Below are 19619 nucleotides of genomic sequence, written 5' to 3'. Positions count from 1 at the left end.
GGGGCGCGGGGATCATGGCTCAGGTGTGCGCTGTGGCGCGTGGAAGGCGGTTTCACGCCCCCGATTCGAACCGTAGGTTTTCGGCCAACTTGCGTCGCTCCCCTGCCGTTCGGGCAAATCCGCAGCACACAGCGGGCGGTGGGCGCACCGTCGGCGGGTGAATCACCGGCAGGTCGTGCGACAACCGGCCACGGTTGTCCGCGCCCCCTTCACAGCGGGGTCGACGGGTGCCACGCTTCGTGATCGAATGCTTCACGCCAAATTGCCATGTCGACATAGCGTCGGATGGTGAACTTGTCACAACGGCAACGGTCCACCAAGTAGATTCGATCTTGGCTCGCAGAGCGGCAGCCGAGACCACCACACCACCGAGGGGGCTGGAGCGCCTTGAGCAGGGTGAGCAGGAGCGACGCGGGTCCTGAGAACGGTCGCCAGCAGTCGTCCTATCCCGGTGGTGCGGCGAGACTCGGCAAGTTCGGTGGCGCGTCGGCCGGTTCGCCGGTCGGTGGGCCGGGTGGCGGCCAGCTCCAGGGTGCTCCAGGAGCGATGACGCCGGGTCAGCACTCCGCGGTTCCGTCCCTCTCGGCAGCATCCTCCGCGCACGGCGCCGCGGGCGCGGGCACCAGCGCGGGCACGGGTACGGGTACGACGACGGACGTGATCGCGGCCGGTCCCGGTGCGCTCTCCTCCCCGCGCAAGCTGGCCGGTCGGCGGCGGCGCGAGACGGTCGCGGTGCTGCTGTTCAGCGGGGCGCCGATCTTCGAGAGTTCGATCCCGCTGTCGGTGTTCGGCGTGGACCGGCAGGACGCCGGCGTCCCCCGCTACCGGCTGCTGGTGTGCGCCGGTGAGGAGGGCCCGCTGACCACCACCGGCGGCCTGACGCTGACCGCCCCGTACGGGCTGGAGGCGCTGTCCCGGGCGGGCACCATCGTGGTCCCGGCCTGGCGGTCGATCTCGCAGCCGCCGCCGGTCGAGGCGATCGCCGCGCTGCGCAAGGCCCACCACGAGGGGGCCCGGATCATCGGCCTGTGCACCGGCGCCTTCGTGCTGGCCGCCGCCGGGCTGCTGGACGGGCGTCCGGCGACCACCCACTGGATGTACGCGCCGACGCTGGCGAAGCGCTACCCGCGGGTGCACGTCGACCCGCGCGAGCTGTTCGTGGACGACGGCGACGTGCTCACCTCCGCGGGCACCGCGGCCGGCATCGACCTGTGCCTGCACGTGGTCCGCAGCGACCACGGTGCCGAGGCCGCCAACGCGCTGGCCCGCCGGCTGGTGGTGCCGAACCGCCGCGGCGGCGGAGGTCAGGCCCAGTACATCGACCAGTCTTTACCGGAGGAGATCGGCAACGACCCGCTGGCCGAGGTGGTCACCTGGGCGTTGGAGAACCTCAACCAGCAGTTCGACGTCGAGGTGCTGGCGGCCCGCGCCTACATGTCGCGGCGCACCTTCGACCGCCGCTTCCGCACCCTGACCGGCAGCGCGCCGCTGCAGTGGCTGATCACCCAGCGGGTGCTGCAGGCGCAGCGGCTGCTGGAGACCTCGGACCTGTCGGTGGACGACGTCGCCCGGCGCTGCGGCTTCCGTTCGCCGGTGGCGCTGCGCGGGCACTTCCGGCGGCAGCTCGGGGTCTCCCCCGCCGCGTACCGGACCACCTTCCGGGCCCGTCGGCCGGCCGTCGGCGGTCCGGTGGCGGCGCAGGCGCCGGGCGGCGCCCCGGCCGAGCGCGGCGCGGACCGGGCCGGGCACGTCCCGGCGCCCCACGGTCCCAACGCGCACGGCCCGGTGACGAACGGTCAGCAGGTGCCGGGCGGGGGCGGTCCGGTCGGCGGGGTGCCGGTCGGGGCGGGCGGGGGTGCGGCGGGACGGCAGCGTCCGCGTCCGCTGGTGCCGCCGCAGGCCGGTCCGCCGCCGAGCGCCTTCGGCGGGCGGGTGCCGGAGCGTCCGGGCGACCCCCGGTACGCGGGCCGCGCCACCGGCCCGGCCGCGTACGGCGGTCAGCCCGGCCAGTCGGGCCACGGCGGGCACGGCGGTCAGTCCGGCCACGGCGGGCAGCCCGGCAGCAGCGGGCAGCCGGGGGCCCTGCAGGGGCCGCCGCCCGCGCACGCGCACGCGCAGCCCTCGCCAGGGCAGCCGGTGCGGCCGAGCGCGGCGTACCCGGGCGGGCGCGGGTCGGGTCCGGCGGAGCGTCCGGACCGTCCGATGGAGCACGCCATCGCGGAGGACCCGGCCGGCGAGCAGCCGAGCGCCCGGGGCCGGCAGGCGGCGCACCGCCCGGAGGTCGAGCCGGAGCGCGGGGCGCGCGGCACGGCGGACTTCGGTCCGGACGGGGCGCGTGCGGTGTCGGGGGCGCGTGATCGCGCCGTAGGGTGAAGGCGTGAATGACCGTCTGGTATGGATCGACTGTGAGATGACCGGCCTCGACCTCGATCGGGACGCCCTGATCGAGGTCGCCGCCCTGGTGACCGACTCCGAGCTGAACGTGCTCGGCGAAGGCGTGGATGTGATCATCCGCCCGCCCGCCGAGGCGCTGGAGACCATGCCCGAGGTGGTGCGGCAGATGCACACCTCCTCGGGCCTGCTCGACGAGCTCGCGGACGGCCTGACCATGGCCGAGGCGCAGGAGCGGGTGCTGGCGTACGTCCGCGAGCACGTGCCGGAGGCCGGCAGGACGCCGCTGTGCGGGAACTCGGTGGCCACCGACCGCGGCTTCCTGTCCCGGGACATGCCGGAGCTGGAGGGGCACCTGCACTACCGGATCGTGGACGTCTCCTCGATCAAGGAGCTGGCCCGCCGCTGGTACCCGCGCGCCTACTACAACAGCCCGCAGAAGGGCGGCAGCCACCGCGCGCTGGCCGACATCCGCGAGTCGATCGCCGAACTGCGCTACTACCGCGAGGCGGTGTTCGTCCCGCAGCCGGGCCCGGACACCGACACCGCGCGGGAGATCGCCGCCCGGCACCAGTTGCCCACCGGCTGACCAGGGATCCGGCCCGGGCGGTCACGGAAACCCTGGCGCGAGCACCCCTCCGCATCCTGTAGAGTTCTTCCTGTCGGAGCGGGAACGCGGAAGCGGGAAAGCACCTGACAGATGGTGGGTGTAGCTCAGTTGGTAGAGCACCTGGTTGTGGTCCAGGTGGCCGCGGGTTCGAGTCCCGTCACTCACCCCAGTAAGCGAAGGCCCCGGTCGAGGAATCGACCGGGGCCTTCGTCGTTCTCCGGCTCGGGGCACCGGAGCACCGGACGCCCCGAGCCGGAGCACCGGACGCACCGCGGCGGCGAGTTGGGGCCCGCGCGGGCACGGCGGCTGCGGGACGGCTGCGCGGCGGCGGGACGGGGACGGCGGGACGGGGACGGCAGGGCATGGACGGCCAAGCTACCCGCTAGTAACATCGCGGCATGACCACTACTGCGATCGGCGAGCTGCTCACCTCCACCGTCCCGATGGTGAAGACCCTGCAGCTGGAGTACCTGGAGACCACCCCGGAGCGGGCCGTGCTGCGGCTGCCCGACCTGCCGGAGTACCGCAACCACGTGGGCGGGCCGCACGCGGGGGCGATGTTCACGCTGGCCGAGTCCGCCAGCGGGGCGATCGTGCTGGCGGCGTTCGGCGACCAGTTGGGCCGCGCGGTGCCGCTGCCGACGGTCGGCGAGATCTCGTTCAAGAAGCTCGCCCGCGGCGTGGTGACCGCCACCGCGACGCTCGGCCGGCCGGTGGCCGAGGTGATCGCCGAACTGGACGAGGGCAAGCGCCCCGAGTTCCCGATCACGGTGGAGATCACCCGCGAGGACGGCGCCGTCACCGGCGTGCTGGAGATCGTCTGGACGCTGCGCCCCAACTCCTGAGCACCCGGCGGCCATCCGGAGCCGGGCCGACCGCACGCCGACCGCACGCCGGGCCCCGCCCGGCCCCGGACGGCCCCGCCCGGCCCCGGACGGCCCCGCCCGGCCCCGGACAGCCCCGCACGCGAACGCACGGACACCCGCCGCACCGCACCCCGGCGCCCGGCCCAGCCACCCGGCCCGGCCACCCCGCCGGGCCACCCCGCCGGGCCCCCGCGCCCGGCCCCTCGGCAGCAAGCCGCGAGCGGCGGGCGCCCCGTCAGGCGGAGTCGCGGACGATCAGCTCGGTCGCCAGCACCACCTGCCGCCGGGCCCGGCCGCGTTCGTGGATCTCGTCGAGCAGCAGCCGGGCCATGGTGCGGCCCATCTCCTCGATCGGCTGGCGGACGCTGGTCATCGGCGGGTCGGTGTGCCGGGCCACGATCGAGTCGTCGAAGCCGATCACCGCGACGTCGTCGGGGATCCGGCGCCCGGCCGCCCGGAGCACCTGCATGGCGCCGGCCGCCATCACGTCGGAGGCGCAGAAGACGCCGTCCAACTCGGGCCTGCGGGCGAGGAGTTCGCGCATGGCGACCCGGCCGCCCTCCTCGGTGAAGTCGGCCAGGCCGACGAGTTCCTCGTCGTAGGCGTGGCCGGCCTCCTCCAGGGCCCGGCGGTAGCCGCCGAGGCGGGCCTGGGCGACCTCCATGTCGAGCGGGCCGGTGAGGGTGGCCACCTGGGCGCAGCCGCGCCGGAGCAGGTGGCGCACGGCCATCCGGGCGCCGCCGGCGTTGTCGGCGTGGACGTAGCTGAGCGGTTCGAGGTCGCTGCGCCGGCCGGCCAGCACGGAGGGGATCTCCAGGCTCTCCAGCAGTCCGGGCAGCGGGTCGTCGCGGTGCACCGAGACGACCAGGACGCCGTCGACGCGCTGGGCGGTCAGGTAGGCCGAGAGCCGGTCCCGTTCGCGCTGGTTGCGGACCAGGATCAGCAGCAGCTGCATGTCGGTCTCGGCGAGTTCGGCCGAGACGCCGCTGATGATGTCGGAGAAGTACGGCTCGGAGAACAGCCTGGTCTCGGCCTCGGGGACGACCAGCGCGATCGAGTCGGTGCGCGAGGTGACCAGGGTGCGGGCGGCCCGGTTGGGGACGTAGCCGAGTTCGGCGATGGCGTTCTGGACGGCTTCGCGGGCTTTGGCGCTGACCCGCGGGGAGCCGTTGATCACCCGGGAGACGGTGCCGCGGCCGACGCCTGCCAGCGCGGCCACCTCCTCCAGGGTGGGGCGCGCGGTGGCTCTGCCGCCGGCGCCCGGATGGAGCGCGTCGGGGCGCTGTGCGGTCGGGCTCATCGCTACACCTCTCGGTCTCTGGGACGGATGGGACGGATCCGCCGGGACCCGCCCCGGGCCCGTGCGGACTGTTCATTGTGGCCGGTCCTGCCGCGTTTCCGACCATCCGGGGCGGCCCGGAGCGGTCCGGGACCGGCCCGGGGGGAGCACGAGGGCAGCCCGAGGGCAGCAACGGCGGTGGTAACGAAGGCGGAAACGCTCCGGCAACGTTTATGTCACCACGTCTTGACACTCACCCCCGCGACACAGCAACCTTCCGGCATGCCAGCTGTGGGAGCGCTCCCACACTGTAGCCAAGATTCAGCGCACCAAGAACACCCACGAAGCTCTCGTTTCCCGCCCGGCAAGACCCACGGAAGACACCCGGCAGGCACCCGGAAGACCACCGGGAGACACCGGGACCGACCCGGACCAACCACCCGGACAAAGGAGTTCGCCCCCATGCGCACCACCTCCCGCCCCCGCAGAGCCGCTGTCGCCGCCGTCGCGGTCCTCGCCGCCTCCACCCTGCTGCTCACGGCCTGCTCCTCGAGCTCCGACAAGGGCGGCTCCGGCGACGCCAACGCGAAGATCACCCTGAACGTCGGCGACTTCGGCACCTTCGGCTACGTGGAGGCCGGCCTGTACGACGAGTACATGGCCGCGCACCCGAACATCACCATCAAGTACCAGACCACCCAGGACGGCCAGAAGTACTGGGACGCGCTGACCACCCACCTGGGCTCGGGCAGCGGCCTGGCCGACATCCAGGCGGTCGAGGTCGGCTACATCGCGCAGGCCACCAACACCCTGGGCGACAAGTTCGTGGACCTCGGCAAGACCGACGGCATCAACGCGTCCAACTGGCTGCCCTGGAAGTCGAAGCAGGCCACCACCCCGTCCGGCTCGATGATCGGCCTGGGCACCGACATCGGCCCGATGGCGATCTGCTACCGCACCGACCTGTTCCAGCAGGCCGGCCTGCCGACCGACCGCGAGCAGGTCGGCAAGCTGTGGGCGGGCGACTGGGCGAAGTTCGTCGAGACCGGCCAGCAGTACCAGAAGAACGCCCCGGCCGGCACCTTCTTCACCGACTCGGCCTCCGGCCTGTTCAACGCCGTGCTGTCGGCCCAGCCGGAGCAGTACTCGGACGCCTCCGGCAAGCTCGTCTACAAGACCAGCGCCGGTGTGAAGAAGGCCTGGGACCTCGCGGTCTCCGCCTCGCAGGCGAAGATCAGCGCCGGCCTGCGCCAGTTCCAGGACCCGTGGAACGCGGCCGTCGCCAACGCCAAGTTCGCCGCGGTGGTCTGCCCGTCCTGGATGACCTCCTCGCTGAGCAAGTACGGCGGCGAGGCCGGCAAGGGCAAGTGGGACGTCGCGGCCGCGCCGGTCGCCTCCAACTGGGGCGGCGCCTTCCTGACCGTCCCGAAGGCCGGCAAGCACATCAAGGAGGCCGCGGCGCTCGCCGCCTGGCTGACCGCGCCGGAGCAGCAGGCCAAGGTCTTCACCAAGGTCGGCAACCTGCCCTCCACCGTGGGCGGCCTGCAGCAGCCCGCCGTCCAGGGCGCCAAGCTGGAGTACTTCAACAACGCCCCGACCGGTCAGATCTTCGCCGCGTCCGCCACCTCCATCCAGCCGGTCCCGATCGGCGAGCAGGACGGCAACGTCAAGACGATCATCACCGACAACGGCATCCTCGACATCGAGGAGCACGGCACGGACCCGGCCAAGGCCTGGGACAACGTGACCAAGCTGGTCGACGACAAGACCGGTCACTGATCCGGGCCGGCCTCGCGCCGGTAACCGGTCCCAACTGCCCGGCCGGGTCCGCCCACCCGGCCGGGCGCCGTTCCGCCGCCCCTCGCCACCTCCGGGAAGGAAACCCCAAGTGGCCACCCACGTCCGCGCCGAGGCCCCGCCCGCCGCGCGCTCCTCCTGGCGCTCCCGCCTGTACCGGTTCGACCTGAAGGCCTCCCCGTACGCCTTCATCGCGCCGTTCTTCCTCTGCTTCGCCGCCTTCGGCCTCTTCCCGCTGATCTGGACGGGCTGGCTGTCGCTGCACTACGTCGACCTGCTCAAGCCGGACGTGATGGAGTGGCGGGGCTTCGGCAACTACACCCGCCTGTGGTCCAACGACCAGTTCTGGACGGCGCTGCGCAACACCTTCACCATCGGGGTGATCTCGACCGTCCCGCAGCTGCTGATGGCGCTCGGGCTGGCCCACCTGCTCAACTACCGGATGCGGGCCCGGGGCTTCCTCCGGGTGGCGATCCTCGCCCCGTACGCCACCTCGATCGCCGCGGCGACCCTGGTGTTCGTCCAGCTGTTCAACCCGGACTACGGCTTCATCAACTGGATGCTGGACCTGGTCGGCCTGCACCCCAACTGGTACTCCGACACCTGGCCCTCGCAGATCGCCATCGCCACCATCGTGACCTGGCGCTGGACCGGCTACAACGCGCTGATCTACCTGGCCGCGATGCAGGCGGTGCCGAAGGACCTGTACGAGGCGGCCAGCCTGGACGGGGCCAACCGGTGGCAGCAGTTCACCCGGATCACCATCCCGTCGATCCGCCCGACCATCATGTTCACCATCATCGTCTCCACCATCGGCGCCACCCAGCTGTTCGGCGAGCCGATGCTGTTCGGAGGCGGTGTCGGCGTGTCCGGCGGCTCCGCGCACCAGTTCCAGACGCTCAGCCTCTACATGTACGAACTGGGCTGGCCGTCGCGCCAGTTGGGCCGCGCCTCGGCGGTGGCCTGGACGATGCTGCTGATCCTGCTGCTGATCGGCCTGGTGCAGTTCCTGATCACCCGTTACCGCAAGCGCCACGAGCTGGGAGGCTGACATGGCCGCCACCCTGTCCACCCCCTCCCCCCGCGAGGCGAAGAGCGCCGACCCGGCCCGCCCGCGCGGCCTGTTCCGGCGCAAGGCGGGCGACCACGACAAGGCCGGCCCGGTCACCTACGTGCTGCTCGGCATCGCCGCGCTGGTCTCGCTGTTCCCGCTGTACTGGACCTTCGTCGCGGCCTCCAACACCGGTGAGCGGGTGGCCCTGTCACCGCCGCCGATGGTGCCCGGCGGCGAGCTGTGGAACAACATCTCCACCGCCTGGGACCAGGCCGACATGGGCCTCGCGCTGCTGAACTCCACCATCGTGGCGGGCTGCGTGGCGCTGTCCACGGTGCTGTTCTCCACGCTGGCCGGCTTCGCCTTCGCCAAGCTGCGCTTCCGCGGCCGCAACGCGCTGCTGACCCTGGTGGTCGCCACCATGACCATCCCGCCGCAGCTCAGCGTCATCCCGCTGTACCGGATCGTCACCAAGCTGGAGTGGAGCGGTCACCTGCAGTCGGTGATCCTGCCCTCGCTGGTGGCCGCGTTCGGCGTGTTCTTCATGCGCCAGTTCCTGTCCGAGGCGCTGCCGTTCGAGCTGGTCGAGGCGGCCCGGGTGGACGGCGCGAACAGCCTGCGGATCATCTGGCACGTGGTGTTCCCGATCGCCCGGCCCGCCATGGCGGTGCTCGGCATGCTGGTGTTCGTGCAGTCCTGGAACGACTTCTTCTGGCCGTTCGTGGCGCTCAACGCGCAGAACCCCACCGTCCAGGTCGCGCTCTCCGGCCTCGGCGGCGGCTCCGGCCACGACATCAACCAGGCCGTGATCATGACCGGTGCGCTCGTCGGCACCCTGCCGCTGCTGCTGATCTTCGCCGTTCTGGGGAAGCACATTGTCGGCGGGATCACGTCCGGCGCCGTCAAGAGCTGACCCTCTGGAAGACCCCGGCACACCCGCCCTGTCCACTCCTCAGCCATGGGAGCGCTCCCGTATGACCATGACCGATCCGACCACAGCCGCCCACTCCTCCGTGGCGGTGCCCCGGGTGGCCTTCCCGCCCGGCTTCTCCTGGGGCGCGGCCACCGCCGCCTACCAGATCGAGGGCGCCGCCGCCGAGGGCGGGCGCACCCCGTCCATCTGGGACGCCTTCGCCAAGACCCCCGGCAAGGTGCTGAACGGCGACACCGGCGACGTCGCGGTGGACCACTACCACCGCTTCCGCGAGGACGTCCGCCTGATGGCCGACCTCGGCCTCACCTCGTACCGCTTCTCGCTGTCCTGGCCGCGGATCCAGCCGACCGGCCGCGGCCCGGCCGTCGAGCGCGGCCTCGACTTCTACCGCGCCCTGGTCGACACCCTGCTCGAACACGGCATCTCCCCCGTCGCCACCCTCTACCACTGGGACCTCCCGCAGGACCTGGAGGAGGCCGGCGGCTGGCCGATCCGGGAGACCGCCTACCGCTTCGCCGAGTACGCGGCCCTCGCGGCCGGCGCGCTCGGCGACCGCGTGCCGGTCTGGACCACCCTCAACGAGCCCTGGTGCAGCGCCTTCCTCGGCTACGGCTCCGGCGTGCACGCCCCCGGCCGCACCAACCCGGCCGACGCGCTCAAGGCCGCCCACCACCTCAACCTCGGCCACGGCCTGGCCGTCGGCGCGCTGCGCGAGGTGCTGCCCGCCTCGGCGAAGATCGCCGTCTCGCTCAACCTGCACCTGGTCCGCCCGCTCACCGACACCCCCGAGGACCGCGAGGCGGCCCGCCGGATCGAGGCGGTCGGCAACCGGGTCTGGACCGGCCCGATGTTCAAGGGCGGCTACGACGAGGACCTCAAGGCCGACACCGCCCACCTCGTCGACTGGGACGAGCTGGTGCGCCCCGGCGACGAGGCGGAGATCGGCCGGCCGATCGACCTGCTCGGCCTGAACTACTACAACCCGACCGTCGTGTCGGCCCCGGGCGAGGCCGCCGCCGAGTCCGCCGAAGCCGCCCGCAACGACGGCCACGGCGACAGCGAGTTCAGCTGCTGGCCCGGCTCCGAGGACGTGGTCTTCCACCTCGCCAACGACGACGTCACCGCGATGGGCTGGCCGATCGACGCCTCCGGCCTGGTCGACTCGCTGGTCGGCATGCACCGCGACTTCGGCCTGCCGCTGCTGGTCACCGAGAACGGCGCCGCCTTCGAGGACGTGGTCGGCCCCGACGGCGAGGTCGACGACCCCGAGCGGGTCCGCTACGTCGACCTGCACCTGCAGGCCGTGGCCGACGCGATCGCCGCGGGGGCGGACGTGCGGGGCTACTACCTCTGGTCGCTGCTGGACAACTTCGAGTGGGCGTACGGCTACAGCAAGCGCTTCGGCATCGTCCACGTCGACTACGACACCCAGAAGCGCACCCCCAAGACCAGCGCCCGCTGGTACGCGGAGGTGATCCGGCGCGGGGGGCTCGCCTGAACTCCCGCACCCCCGCACAGTGTGACGGAGTGTGAGCGACGGGCGTGACCGCGGGGCGTCCCGCTCGTTCTCCCCTGGTGTGCGAACCAACCACGCGAAGCGACCGCGACGTTCGGACACCCCCCGCCTCCGATGGGGGCGACCCCGGGCACTGGCGGCGGGCGGCATGCTCGCCGCCCAGGTGCTCGGCCTCGGCCTCGGAGCGGCGGACGCCCGCGCCGCCGACACCGGCCACCCCCCGCACCACCCCGGCCGCGCCCTCGGCACCGTCGTCCGCCCCGGCTCCGGCGACGGCGACCTGCTCGACGGCGCGGCCGACGCGCTCGACCCGGCCGACCCCGTCGGCTCCGTCGGCTCCGCCGGTTCCGCCGGTTCCGCCGGTTCCGCCGTCACCGGCAGCCGGCCGGTCGAGGACCTCGGCAGCCTCCTCGACCACCACCTCGGCACCGGCGAACTCCCGCTGCCCGGCCACCACGCCGACCGCCCCGACGCCTTCTCCCTCGCCAACGGGCTGCTCTCCGCCGTCCCCCCGCAGCCCCGCGCCGAGGACGCCGCCCGCGCCTCCCGCTCCGGCCCCGCCGCAGGCCGCGAACCCGACGAGAACCCCGTCCCCGCCGTCCCGGCTCAGCGCACCCCCGCCGACCGCGGCCCGGTCACCTCCCCCGCACCCGCCGCGGCCCCGGCCGCCGCAGCGACCGCCACCACCGGCCGCACCCCGGCCCCCCGCCCCGGCCCGGCCCCCGGCGCCCCCTCCCCCGCGCCCCGCCCGGCCCCCGCCACCCCCGACCGCCTCGCCCTCACCGCCGCCCCCACCCGCCCCGCCGGCGAGAGCGCCGTCGCCGTCCTCCTCCCCATCGCCGCCGGCCTGCTGCTCACCGCCGCCGCCATGTACAAGCACCGCGGCCTCCCGGGCGGGAGCCACTGAACCCGCCGTGGCGGGGTCCGCCCGGCGCTCCGGCGCCGGAGCGCCGGGCGTCAGGCGAAGGCCCTCGGGGGCGGGGCCGGGGACGGGACGGCGGTGGTGTCGGTGGTCGCGGGGGTGCCGGCGGTGAAGTCGGTGAGGTCGCGGCCGTGCAGGAGGCGGGCCTGGGCGGGGTCGGTGGCGAGGCGTCGGGTGAGGTCGGGGAGCGGGAGGGGGGTGTGCGCGGCGAGCAGGACGAGGTTGCCGAAGCGTTTGCCGCGCAGGACGGCGGGGTCGGCGATCAGGCAGAGCTCGGGGAAGACGGCGGCCAGGGTGGCGGTCTGGGCGCGGGCGAAGGCGAGCGGGCCGCCGTCGGTGATGTTGGCGGCGTAGTGGCCGCCGGCCGCGAGGGCGCGGGCGGCGTGCCGGGCGAACTCGACGGTGGCGCAGTGCGCGGGGACCCGGGCGCCGGCGAAGACGTCGGCGACGACCAGGTCGGTGGAGTCGTCGGGGGTGCGTTCGAGGACGGCGCGGGCGTCGCCGCCACGGACCTTGAGCTGCCAGCTCCGGTCGAGCGGCAGTTCGGTGCGGACGAGTTCGGTGAGCGCGGTGTCGATCTCGGCGACCTGCTGCCGGGAGCGGGGCCGGGTGGCGGCCGTGTAGCGGGCCAGGGTGAGGGCGCCGCCGCCGAGGTGCAGGGCGGTGAGGGGCTGCCGGGCGGGGGCGGCGAGGTCGATCAGGTGGCCGATCCGGCGCTGGTAGGCGAAGCCGAGGTGGGTGGGGTCGGCGAGGTCGACCAGGGACTGCGGTGCGCCGTCGAGGAGCAGTTCCCAGGCGTGCGGCCGGTCGCGGTCGGGGCGGAGCTCGGCGGTGCCGGAGGCGACGGCGGCGGTGAGCGGGCCCTGGCTGTGCGTGCGGCCGGGGGCGGCGGGGGTGGTACGTGGACGGCCCATGACCCCATTATCCGATGATCTCCCCGGAGTCCTCGCCCTCGCCGGACCCCGCCGCCCCTCGCCGCACCCGGCCCCCGGGCAGCCCTCGCCGCACCCGGCCCCCGCTCCCCTGGCCGCCCCGCCCGCCGCCCGCCGGGCGCCGAGCGCGGGGCGCCGCCGGCCCTCAGCGTCCCGAGACCATCCCCATGACCCGCTCGACCAGCGCGATCACCCCGGGCCCGACCGCCCCCGCCGTCTCGGCGACCCGCCGGGCGGTCTCCAGCGCCCGCCCCAGTCGGGCGCCGCGCTGGGCCTCGGTCTCCTGCGGCGCGGCCGCCGGGTCGAGTTCGAGGAGCGTCCGGTCCAGCCGCTGGGCCTGGTCCGCCGGGAGGTGTCCGCGCAGGCCGGCCAGGGCGGCCCGGAGCTGGGCGAGTTGCTGGGCGATCTGCTCCGGGGTGGGCGGGAGGGCGCCCCCGCCGAAGCTGATCGACCCGATGTTGCCGGTGCCGTTCACGTTGGTGACGTTGCCCAGGTAGAAGTTCTGCTCGCCGCTCACCCGCTGATCCTTCCGATGTTGCCGGTGCCGTGGACGTTGACGGTGTCGCCGAAGTAGTAGTGGGCCGGATTGACCGACAGGGTGTCGACGTGCAGGAGCAGGCCGGCCTCGGGGCGGTCGATGGCGGCGGCGAGGTACTGGGTGATGGCCCGGCGGCCCGCCTCGTCGGGGGCGGTGATCAGGGCGACCGAGGAGCCGTTGGTCTCGACGGCGACCACGTGCCGGACCTTCTGCAGGACGACCCTGAGCAGGTCGACCACGTAGAGGACCAGCAGGACGACGCCGACGGTCACCACGAACTGGGAGAACGAGGTCCGGTTCTGGTCCCGTTCGTCGCGGTAGGAGGAGGACGCGCTGATCGACATCAATCCGACCGAGAGCACCACGATCAGGACGGCCAGGGTGCCGGCGAACCGGCGGCCGAACCGACCGAACGCCTCGGCGCTCCGGGGGTGGAGGACCACCTGGTAGACCCGGGCGATGTTGCGCAGCGGATAGGCGGCCCCGGCGATCCACAGGGTCCGCCCGTCGATCCTGACTTCGACCTGCCCGGGCCGGAAGGCGGGCCGCGGCGGCACCGCCGGCCCCGGTGGGCCCTGGGGTCCCGGTGGACCCGGAACGGAGACGTGCTCGGACACCTGTCGGCCCCCCAACTCCCGTGTGGTGCCGACTATATGGCCGCACCGGGGGCGGGCACAGGCGTTCGACGGGAAACCTCCGGCCACGAAGGGGTCCGCGCACCCGGCGGCCGCGACGGTGGGTGACGGGAGCTGCCCGCTGCGGGGTCGGACGTTCCGCCGACTGAGACGACGGTTGCATGCCAACTCATGCTTCGGGCAAGTTCTCTGATGCACCGTCAGGCGTCGTCCGGACGCGCTCAGAGCGGGCCCAGGCCGCCCGCGGTGAGGGTGGTGGCGGCTTCGCAGAGGGCGGAGCGCAACACCCAGGCGTCGGTGGGGCGCGGGCAGGGCTGGGAGCCGGAGGGCGGGATGATCCAGCGCGGGTCGGTGGGCGGGAGCAGGTCGGCCCCGGGGGTGCAGGCGGAGCCGGTGAGGTGCCAGCGCAGGGCGGTGCCGGCCGGGACCAGGAAGGCGATGGCGGTGCCGGCGGCGGTCTGCTGGACGGCGCCGCAGGCGCGCCGCAGGCGGAGGATGTCGACCGCCTCCAGGCCGTGCCGGACCTGGACGGTGACGGTGTCGTACTGGACGACGCGGGCGGCCGAGCTGACGGGCGGCGGCGTGGCGGGGACGGCCTGCCGTCGGTACTGGGGAACTCCGGTGGCCATGGGGGACCTCCTGTCGCCTCGGGTCGCGCGGAAACCGGATGGTGCTCCGTCACCCGGTCGTGCGACGGGAGGCCGGTCCGGGAGGGGGCCCGTACCGCCGGTGTCCATGTATCAGGACAACGCGGGACCCGACGTCCAGGCCACGGCCTCCGATACAGCAAGCCATGGCATTTCATGGCACAACGCGGCAACTGCGTCCGGATTGTCCGCAATTGACCCACCCGCTCCCGACAACCCGCCGTGTTCGCACGGTGACTGCCGGTACTGTCGTGGCGACGCGGCGGCCCTCCCCCCAGGGGTCGGCGCGACCACCCCGGCACGACCTCGGAGTGCAGCATGGCAGCCACGCGAACCGGCGGGCCCCGTCCGGCGCCCGTCCCCAACCAGGCGATGCGCGAGCTGCGCGGCGCCCTCTCGCCGGGGGAGTTCGCCACCCTGGTCCGCCGGGCCGCCCGGGAGATCGGCGAGCACGTGTCCTGCGACGCGCGCTACGTCGGACGGGTCGAGTCCGGCGAGATCCGCTGCCCCAACTACGCGTACGAGCGGGTGTTCCGGCACCTGTGGCCGGAGAAGTCACTGGCGGAGCTCGGGTTCGCACCGCGCTCGGCGGCCCGCCGCCGGGCGCCGGCCGCCGAACCGCCCGTCCCGGCCCACCCGCCGGACGCCCCGCTCCGGTCTGACGAGGAGAACGACGACGTGCTTCGCCGTACGTTCCTGAACGGCGGTCCCACCGCCCTGGCGGCCGTGCTCGGCCTGGACCAGGCCCCGCCCGCCGCCGCCCCGCTGCCCGCGGCCCCGCCCCGGCCGGAGCGCCGCCGGGTCGGCGCGGCCGAGGTGCAGGGCGTGGAGCAGGCGGTCCGCGACATCCGGCTGCTGGACGACGCGCACGGCGCGGACGCCCTGTTCGAGCTGGCCGGGCAGTCGCTGCGCAGCGCCTACGTGCTGCTCAACGACGGCGAGTACAACGCCGCGACCGAGCGCCGGCTGCAGTGCGGGGCGGGCGAACTCGCCATCTCGGTCGGCTGGTTGGCGCACGACTCGAACCGGCTGACGGACGCCAGGTCGTTCTACTCGGAGGCGCTGGCCACCGCCCGGATGGCCCGCGACCCGCACCTGGAGGCGCACGTGTTCAGCAACAGCGCCTTCCTGGCCCGGGACGCCGGCCGCCCCCGCGAGGCGCTGCGGGCCGCCCAGGCCGGGCAGGCCGCGGCGGACGGGTTGGGCTCGGACCGGCTGCTGTCGCTGCTGGTGCTGCGCGAGGCGGGCGGCTGGGCGCTGCTCGGCGACCGGTCGGCCTGCGAGCGGGCGCTGGCCCGGGCGTACGAGCTGTTCGACCGGGGCGAGCGGCCGGACGACCCGGAGTGGATGTCGTTCTACGGCGAGGCGGAGCTGGCCGGGCAGGAGGCGCAGTGCTGGTCGGCGCTCGGCGAGTGGGACCGGGCCACCGCCCGGGCCGAGCGGGCGGTGGGGCTGCAGGAGCCGCACTTCGTCCGCAACCGGGTGCTGTACACCGCCGAGTTGGCGCACGACCGGCTGGGCCGGGGCGACCTGGCGGGCGCGGCCGAGCACGGTGCGGCGGCGGTGGCACTGCTCGGCCAGGTCCGCTCGGCGCGGATCCGCGGCATGCTGGCGCACACCGCGGACCGGCTGCGCCCGCACGCCGCCGTGCCGGAGGTCCGGGACTTCCTGGACGGCTACGACGCGGTGGCGGCCTGAGCCACCGTCGACCGGCCGTCCGTCGACCGGCCGCCCGCCACCGGGCGCCCGCCACCGGGCGCCCGCCGAGCGACCTCCCGCCGGCTGCCGGGCCGTCAGTGCCCGAGCCGCTCCAGGTGGCTGTGGTCGTTCCAGATCTCGATCGCGGGCAGCCCGTACTCCCAGGAGAGCACGCAGAGCGCGGCGGTGCCGAGCTTGAGGCGCTGGGCGTACTCGGGGGGCAGGCCGAGCCAGCGGGCGGTGAGGATCCGCAGCAGGTGGCCGTGGGCGAACAGGACGACGTCGCGGTCCGCGCAGTGCATGGTGGTGGTGTCGGGGTCGGGGGTGCCGTGCTCCTCGTTGAGTTCGGCGAGGAAGGCGTCGACCCGGTCGGACACCTGGGCCAGCGTCTCGCCGCCGGGCACGCCGTCGCGCCAGATCAGCCAGCCGGGCTGGTCGGTCTCCCGGATGTCGGTGCCGGTGCGGCCCTCGTACTGCCCGTAGTCCCACTCGAGGAGTTCGGGGCGGTCGGTGGCGCGGTCGCCGAAGCCGGCCAGTTCGGCGGTCTCCCGGGCCCGGGAGAGCGGGCTGGTGTACACGGTCGCCCCGGGCAGGCCGTTCCAGGGGGCGCGGGCCAGGCGCTCGCCGAGGGCGCGGGCCATCTGCCGGCCCTCGTCGGTGAGCGGGACGTCGGTGCGGCCGGTGTGCCGGCCGGTGGCCGACCAGGAGGTCTCGCCGTGGCGGACCAGCACGATGCGGGCGGGCATGCGGTGTACCTCGTTCGATGGGGGCGGTTCACTGGCCCCGGCGTCGGGGCCAACGTCCCATGATCCCGCACCGCCGCCCCGCGGTCCCGCACCGGGTGCGCCGACGTCCCGCGCCGACGTCCCGCGGCGGCGTCCCGCGCCGACGTCCCGCACCGATCGCCCGCGCCGACCCGCCCGGTGCGCCCGGTTCGAGTGCCGGGCTCCGCTCTGTCGGCTCAGGATGCGAGACTGGGCCGCACCATGAACGTCTCGCACCTGGGGCAGGCCTCCCCGCCGCTGCGGCGGCTCTCCGAGTTGCGCGGCCCGGCGCCGCAGCGCAGCCTCGACGCCCGTGCCCTCGCCGCGCTCGCCGCCAATCCGGGTTGCCGCCGCCGCGCCCTGCTGGACGCCGCGGGCGTCGACAAGACCGCGCTCGCCCAGCAGTTGGGCCGTCCGGCGCCGTTCGGCCAGTCGCCGTTCGCGATCCGCCGCGGCCTGCAGTTCGAGTCCCGCTTGAAGCGGGACGGCTACGCGGTGCTGCTGGAGCCGCTGCGCCGCCGGCTGGGCGTCCCGGCGGACGAGGTGTCCTCGCTCGCCGTACCGGACTTGCTGCCTTCGGCGGCCCCGGCGGTCCGCGCGGAGCGGACGCTGGCGGTGCTCGCCGAGGCGGCGGCCGACCCGGTGGCCTGGACGCTGCTGGACCACCCGATGCTGCGGCTGGACGTGGCGGGCAGCCCGGCCTACCTGGAGCCGGACGCGCTGGTGGTGCACGCCGGCCGGTGCACCGTGGTGGAGATCAAGTCCTTCCCGGTGCTGGACGGTTCGGCCGATCCGGCGAACGTCGGGGCGGCCGCCCGGCAGGCCGCGGTGTACGTGCTGGCGCTGCAGGAGGCGGCGGCCCGGCTGGCCGGCCGGTCGCTGTCCGCGGATCCGTACGCGGTACAGGAGCTGCCGGGCGCACCGGAGTTGACGGTGCTGCTGGTCTGCCCGAAGGACTTCTCCTCCCACCCGGTCGCCGTCCCGGTCGACGGGCGGCGCGAACTGGCGGTCACCCGGCGGCAGTTGTCCCGGATGACGCGGATCGACCAGCTGCTCGCGGCGCTGCCCGACGGGGTGACGTTCGACCTCGCCCGGGACGAGACCGGCACGCCGACCCGGCCGGCCGGGGAGCTGGCCGAGGCGGTTGCCGCGGTGCCCGCCGCGTACGCCCCGGACTGCATCTCGGCCTGCGAGCTGGGCTTCCACTGCCGTTCGCAGGCGCGCTGCGCGGGCGAGGTGGAGCAGTTGGGCCGCGGGGTGCGCGGCGAGCTGGGGTCGCTGCGCACCGTCGAGGAGGCGCTGGCGGCGGCGGAGTCGGGCGGCGCGGCGGGCCTGGAGCCGGAGTTGGCGGGCGGGTTGGGCCTGGACGAGGCGTCCGAGCGGCTGGCGTACGCGGCCCGGCTGCGGGCCGAGGCGCTGGCGGTCGGGGGCGTGCGGTGAGCCTGCTGTCCACGCTGGCCCGGTTGGAGGCGGTGCGGGCGCAGCGGGCGCAGCCGGTGGCGACGGTGCGGCACCGGCACCTGTCGGGGCGTCCGATGGTGCTGGTGCCGTTGGCGGCGGCGGGTGAGGCGGGGGCCCCGCTGGCGGTGCTGCTGGGTACCGACCGCGCGGAGCCCCGGCTGCACTTCGTGCCGCAGCCGCTGAACCGCACCCAGCGTTCGGAGTTCCTGGCCGCGACGGCCCGGGACGTGGTGCCGTACCTGGAGTCGTTCGGGGACGAGGTGGAGCTGCTGGAGGGCTCCGAGAAGGATCCGGTGAGCGGGGAGAAGGTGCCGGTGGTGCGGGAGCTGTGCGCGGACGCGCCGCAGCTGATCGTGCCGAACGCGGGGGGCGTGGCGCACCTGGCGCTGCTGGGCCGTTCGACCAGGTTCCGCCGCACGGTGGAGGACCCGGAGCCGGGCGAGTACCCGGCGCCGACCGAAGTCCCGTTGCTGGGTCGCTGGTTGACGCACCTGACGGACCGTGCGCAGGTGCCGGGTTCCTCGTTGCTGCTGTCGATGACCGGCCTGCTGGCCCGGCACTGGGCGACGGGGCAGAGCCACCTGGAGGACCAGCACCTGGCGGCCCGGCTGGCCTGGCACCGGTCGCCGGCCGGGTTCGAGCCGGCCGGCACGGGCGCGTCGGCGGCGGAGTGGGTGGAGTCGGCGCGGGACGGCGAGGGCCTGCTGCTGCACCCGCCGGCCGGTCCGGCCACCGATCCGAAGTTCGACGAGCGGGTGCTGGCCCCGGCGATCCTGCGGCACGACGCCGCGGTGGCGGTGCGCGAGCGGGCCGAGGCGGCCCGGGACGGCGCGGAGGTCCGCCGGGCGGCGGGTCTGGTCGAGCAGGCGCACGCCGAGCTGGCCCGGCTGCTGCTCGCGGCGGCGCTGCCGACCTGGCACGACGTCTGGCACGGCGTGGACCTGCTGCGGGAGCTGCCCGCGGCCGGGCACCTGGCGGACCGCTGGGAGGGCGACCGCTGGTCGTTCACCATGCACCGGGACCGGGTGGCGGCGGGCGAGCCGCCGCAGCCGCGGCTGGACGACGCGGTGACGGCGGCCCGGAAGCTGGCCCAGCGGGAGCGGGAGCAGGCGAAGCTGGAGATCCAGGAGGCGCTGGACGACCCGCTGGCGATGGCGGAGCGCCGGCTGTCCGGCGAGGCGTTCGCCGGCGAGGTGGTGGACGTGGTCCCGGAGTGGTCCGCGGGCCGTTCGCCCAGGCCGCGCCCGCTGCTGGTGGTGCGCACCGAGGACCGTCCGCACGCCGATCCGGGCCGGGAGGTGCACCGGGCGCACGCGGAGCCGGCCCAGCGGGCCGAGATCGTCTCGTCCGGGCCGGGCGAGGTGGTGGTGCGGCTGCTGTCCGGCATGGGGCGGCGCAAGGACCCGGAGCCGGGCAGCGTCCCGGAGCCGGGGGCGGCCGTGGTGTTCACCCTGTTCGAGCTGGCGCCCCGGCAGTCCGCCCCGCTGCCGGACCCGGCGGACACGCCGTGGACGCACGGCGGCCCTCCGGTGGCCGTCGAGGATGCACCGGCCGGTGCGGACGAGTGGGAATGAT

16 protein-coding genes, 1 tRNA gene and 1 pseudogene are annotated in these 19619 nt (G+C 74.6%); 12 read left to right on the top strand and 6 right to left on the bottom strand.

The annotated features are described in order from the left end of the window. Positions 1-660: 660 nt before the first annotated feature. From EDD39_RS40850 to EDD39_RS12370, 4 genes and pseudogenes are all read left to right on the top strand, one after another. Positions 661-1785: pseudogene (locus EDD39_RS40850) on the top strand (helix-turn-helix domain-containing protein); the annotation flags it as partial. Positions 1786-2377: 592 nt separating this feature from the next. Further along, the gene (gene orn / locus EDD39_RS12380) at positions 2378-2980 is read left to right on the top strand and encodes an oligoribonuclease (RefSeq protein WP_081967116.1); all 603 of its coding nucleotides are present in this window, start codon (positions 2378-2380) and stop codon (positions 2978-2980) included. Positions 2981-3094: 114 nt separating this feature from the next. After that, positions 3095-3170, top strand: a tRNA-His gene (locus tag EDD39_RS12375). Between the two features lie 229 nt (positions 3171-3399). After that, positions 3400-3846 carry a DUF4442 domain-containing protein gene (locus EDD39_RS12370; protein ID WP_030462090.1) on the top strand — a complete coding sequence of 149 codons (447 nt, stop codon included), beginning with the start codon at positions 3400-3402 and terminating at the stop codon, positions 3844-3846. Between the two features lie 256 nt (positions 3847-4102). Here the strand turns inward: EDD39_RS12370 and EDD39_RS12365 are convergent, their stop codons facing one another. Beyond that, positions 4103-5167 (bottom strand): LacI family DNA-binding transcriptional regulator, encoded by a 1065-nt coding sequence (locus EDD39_RS12365; protein ID WP_123555582.1) that lies wholly within the window; start codon positions 5165-5167, stop codon positions 4103-4105. A gap of 441 nt (positions 5168-5608) precedes the next feature. Here EDD39_RS12365 and EDD39_RS12360 point away from each other — a divergent pair, with 441 nt between their 5' ends. The 5 genes from EDD39_RS12360 (at position 5609) to EDD39_RS42025 (ending at position 11354) form a co-directional block, all read left to right on the top strand. Continuing rightward, positions 5609-6925: an ABC transporter substrate-binding protein gene (locus EDD39_RS12360; protein WP_123555580.1), complete on the top strand. Its 1317-nt coding sequence runs from the start codon at positions 5609-5611 to the stop codon at positions 6923-6925. A gap of 109 nt (positions 6926-7034) precedes the next feature. Then, positions 7035-7994 carry a carbohydrate ABC transporter permease gene (locus EDD39_RS12355; RefSeq protein ID WP_051817309.1) on the top strand — a complete coding sequence of 320 codons (960 nt, stop codon included), beginning with the start codon at positions 7035-7037 and terminating at the stop codon, positions 7992-7994. A 1-nt stretch (position 7995) separates the two neighbouring features. Continuing rightward, positions 7996-8910 (top strand): carbohydrate ABC transporter permease, encoded by a 915-nt coding sequence (locus tag EDD39_RS12350; RefSeq protein ID WP_123555578.1) that lies wholly within the window; start codon positions 7996-7998, stop codon positions 8908-8910. A 61-nt stretch (positions 8911-8971) separates the two neighbouring features. After that, on the top strand, positions 8972-10429 hold the full coding sequence (locus EDD39_RS12345; protein WP_425269681.1) for a glycoside hydrolase family 1 protein: 1458 nt from the start codon (positions 8972-8974) through the stop codon (positions 10427-10429). 166 nt (positions 10430-10595) lie between these two features. After that, on the top strand, positions 10596-11354 hold the full coding sequence (locus EDD39_RS42025) for a hypothetical protein (protein WP_123555576.1): 759 nt from the start codon (positions 10596-10598) through the stop codon (positions 11352-11354). A 50-nt stretch (positions 11355-11404) separates the two neighbouring features. Here EDD39_RS42025 and EDD39_RS12335 read toward each other — a convergent pair whose 3' ends face one another. The 4 genes from EDD39_RS12335 to EDD39_RS42020 all read right to left on the bottom strand — a co-directional run bounded on the left by EDD39_RS12335 (position 11405) and on the right by EDD39_RS42020 (position 14103). Then, complete coding sequence (locus tag EDD39_RS12335; protein WP_123555574.1) at positions 11405-12283, bottom strand: spermidine synthase; 879 nt, start codon at positions 12281-12283, stop codon at positions 11405-11407. 163 nt (positions 12284-12446) lie between these two features. Further along, the gene (locus EDD39_RS12330) at positions 12447-12818 is read right to left on the bottom strand and encodes a hypothetical protein (protein ID WP_123555572.1); all 372 of its coding nucleotides are present in this window, start codon (positions 12816-12818) and stop codon (positions 12447-12449) included. Further along, positions 12815-13396: a DUF6232 family protein gene (locus EDD39_RS12325; protein WP_123555570.1), complete on the bottom strand. Its 582-nt coding sequence runs from the start codon at positions 13394-13396 to the stop codon at positions 12815-12817. Before EDD39_RS12325 ends, EDD39_RS12330 begins: the two co-directional genes overlap by 4 nt. 299 nt (positions 13397-13695) lie before the next feature. Further along, complete coding sequence (locus EDD39_RS42020) at positions 13696-14103, bottom strand: hypothetical protein (protein ID WP_279638382.1); 408 nt, start codon at positions 14101-14103, stop codon at positions 13696-13698. Between the two features lie 336 nt (positions 14104-14439). On the opposite strand from EDD39_RS42020, the gene EDD39_RS12315 reads away from it, so the two are divergent. Further along, positions 14440-15819, top strand: a complete 1380-nt coding sequence (locus EDD39_RS12315; RefSeq protein WP_123555568.1) for an NsdA family TPR-like regulatory protein — start codon at positions 14440-14442, stop codon at positions 15817-15819. Positions 15820-15914: 95 nt separating this feature from the next. Here EDD39_RS12315 and EDD39_RS12310 read toward each other — a convergent pair whose 3' ends face one another. Continuing rightward, positions 15915-16565, bottom strand: coding sequence for a histidine phosphatase family protein (locus EDD39_RS12310; protein WP_030459806.1), 651 nt, complete (start codon positions 16563-16565; stop codon positions 15915-15917). 240 nt (positions 16566-16805) lie between these two features. Between EDD39_RS12310 and EDD39_RS12305 the strand changes: the two genes are divergently transcribed. Then, positions 16806-18023 (top strand): hypothetical protein, encoded by a 1218-nt coding sequence (locus tag EDD39_RS12305; protein WP_123555566.1) that lies wholly within the window; start codon positions 16806-16808, stop codon positions 18021-18023. Continuing rightward, a complete protein-coding gene (locus EDD39_RS12300; RefSeq protein WP_123555564.1) occupies positions 18020-19618 on the top strand; it encodes a hypothetical protein in 1599 nt (532 codons plus the stop codon). The genes EDD39_RS12305 and EDD39_RS12300 overlap by 4 nt, the downstream gene beginning before the upstream one ends. Position 19619 lies beyond the last annotated feature (1 nt).

Source organism: Kitasatospora cineracea, assembly GCF_003751605.1.
GTDB lineage: Bacteria > Actinomycetota > Actinomycetes > Streptomycetales > Streptomycetaceae > Kitasatospora > Kitasatospora cineracea.
The sequence above is the reverse complement of the archived record's forward strand: the minus strand, read 5'-3'. Positions and strand labels throughout refer to the sequence as shown.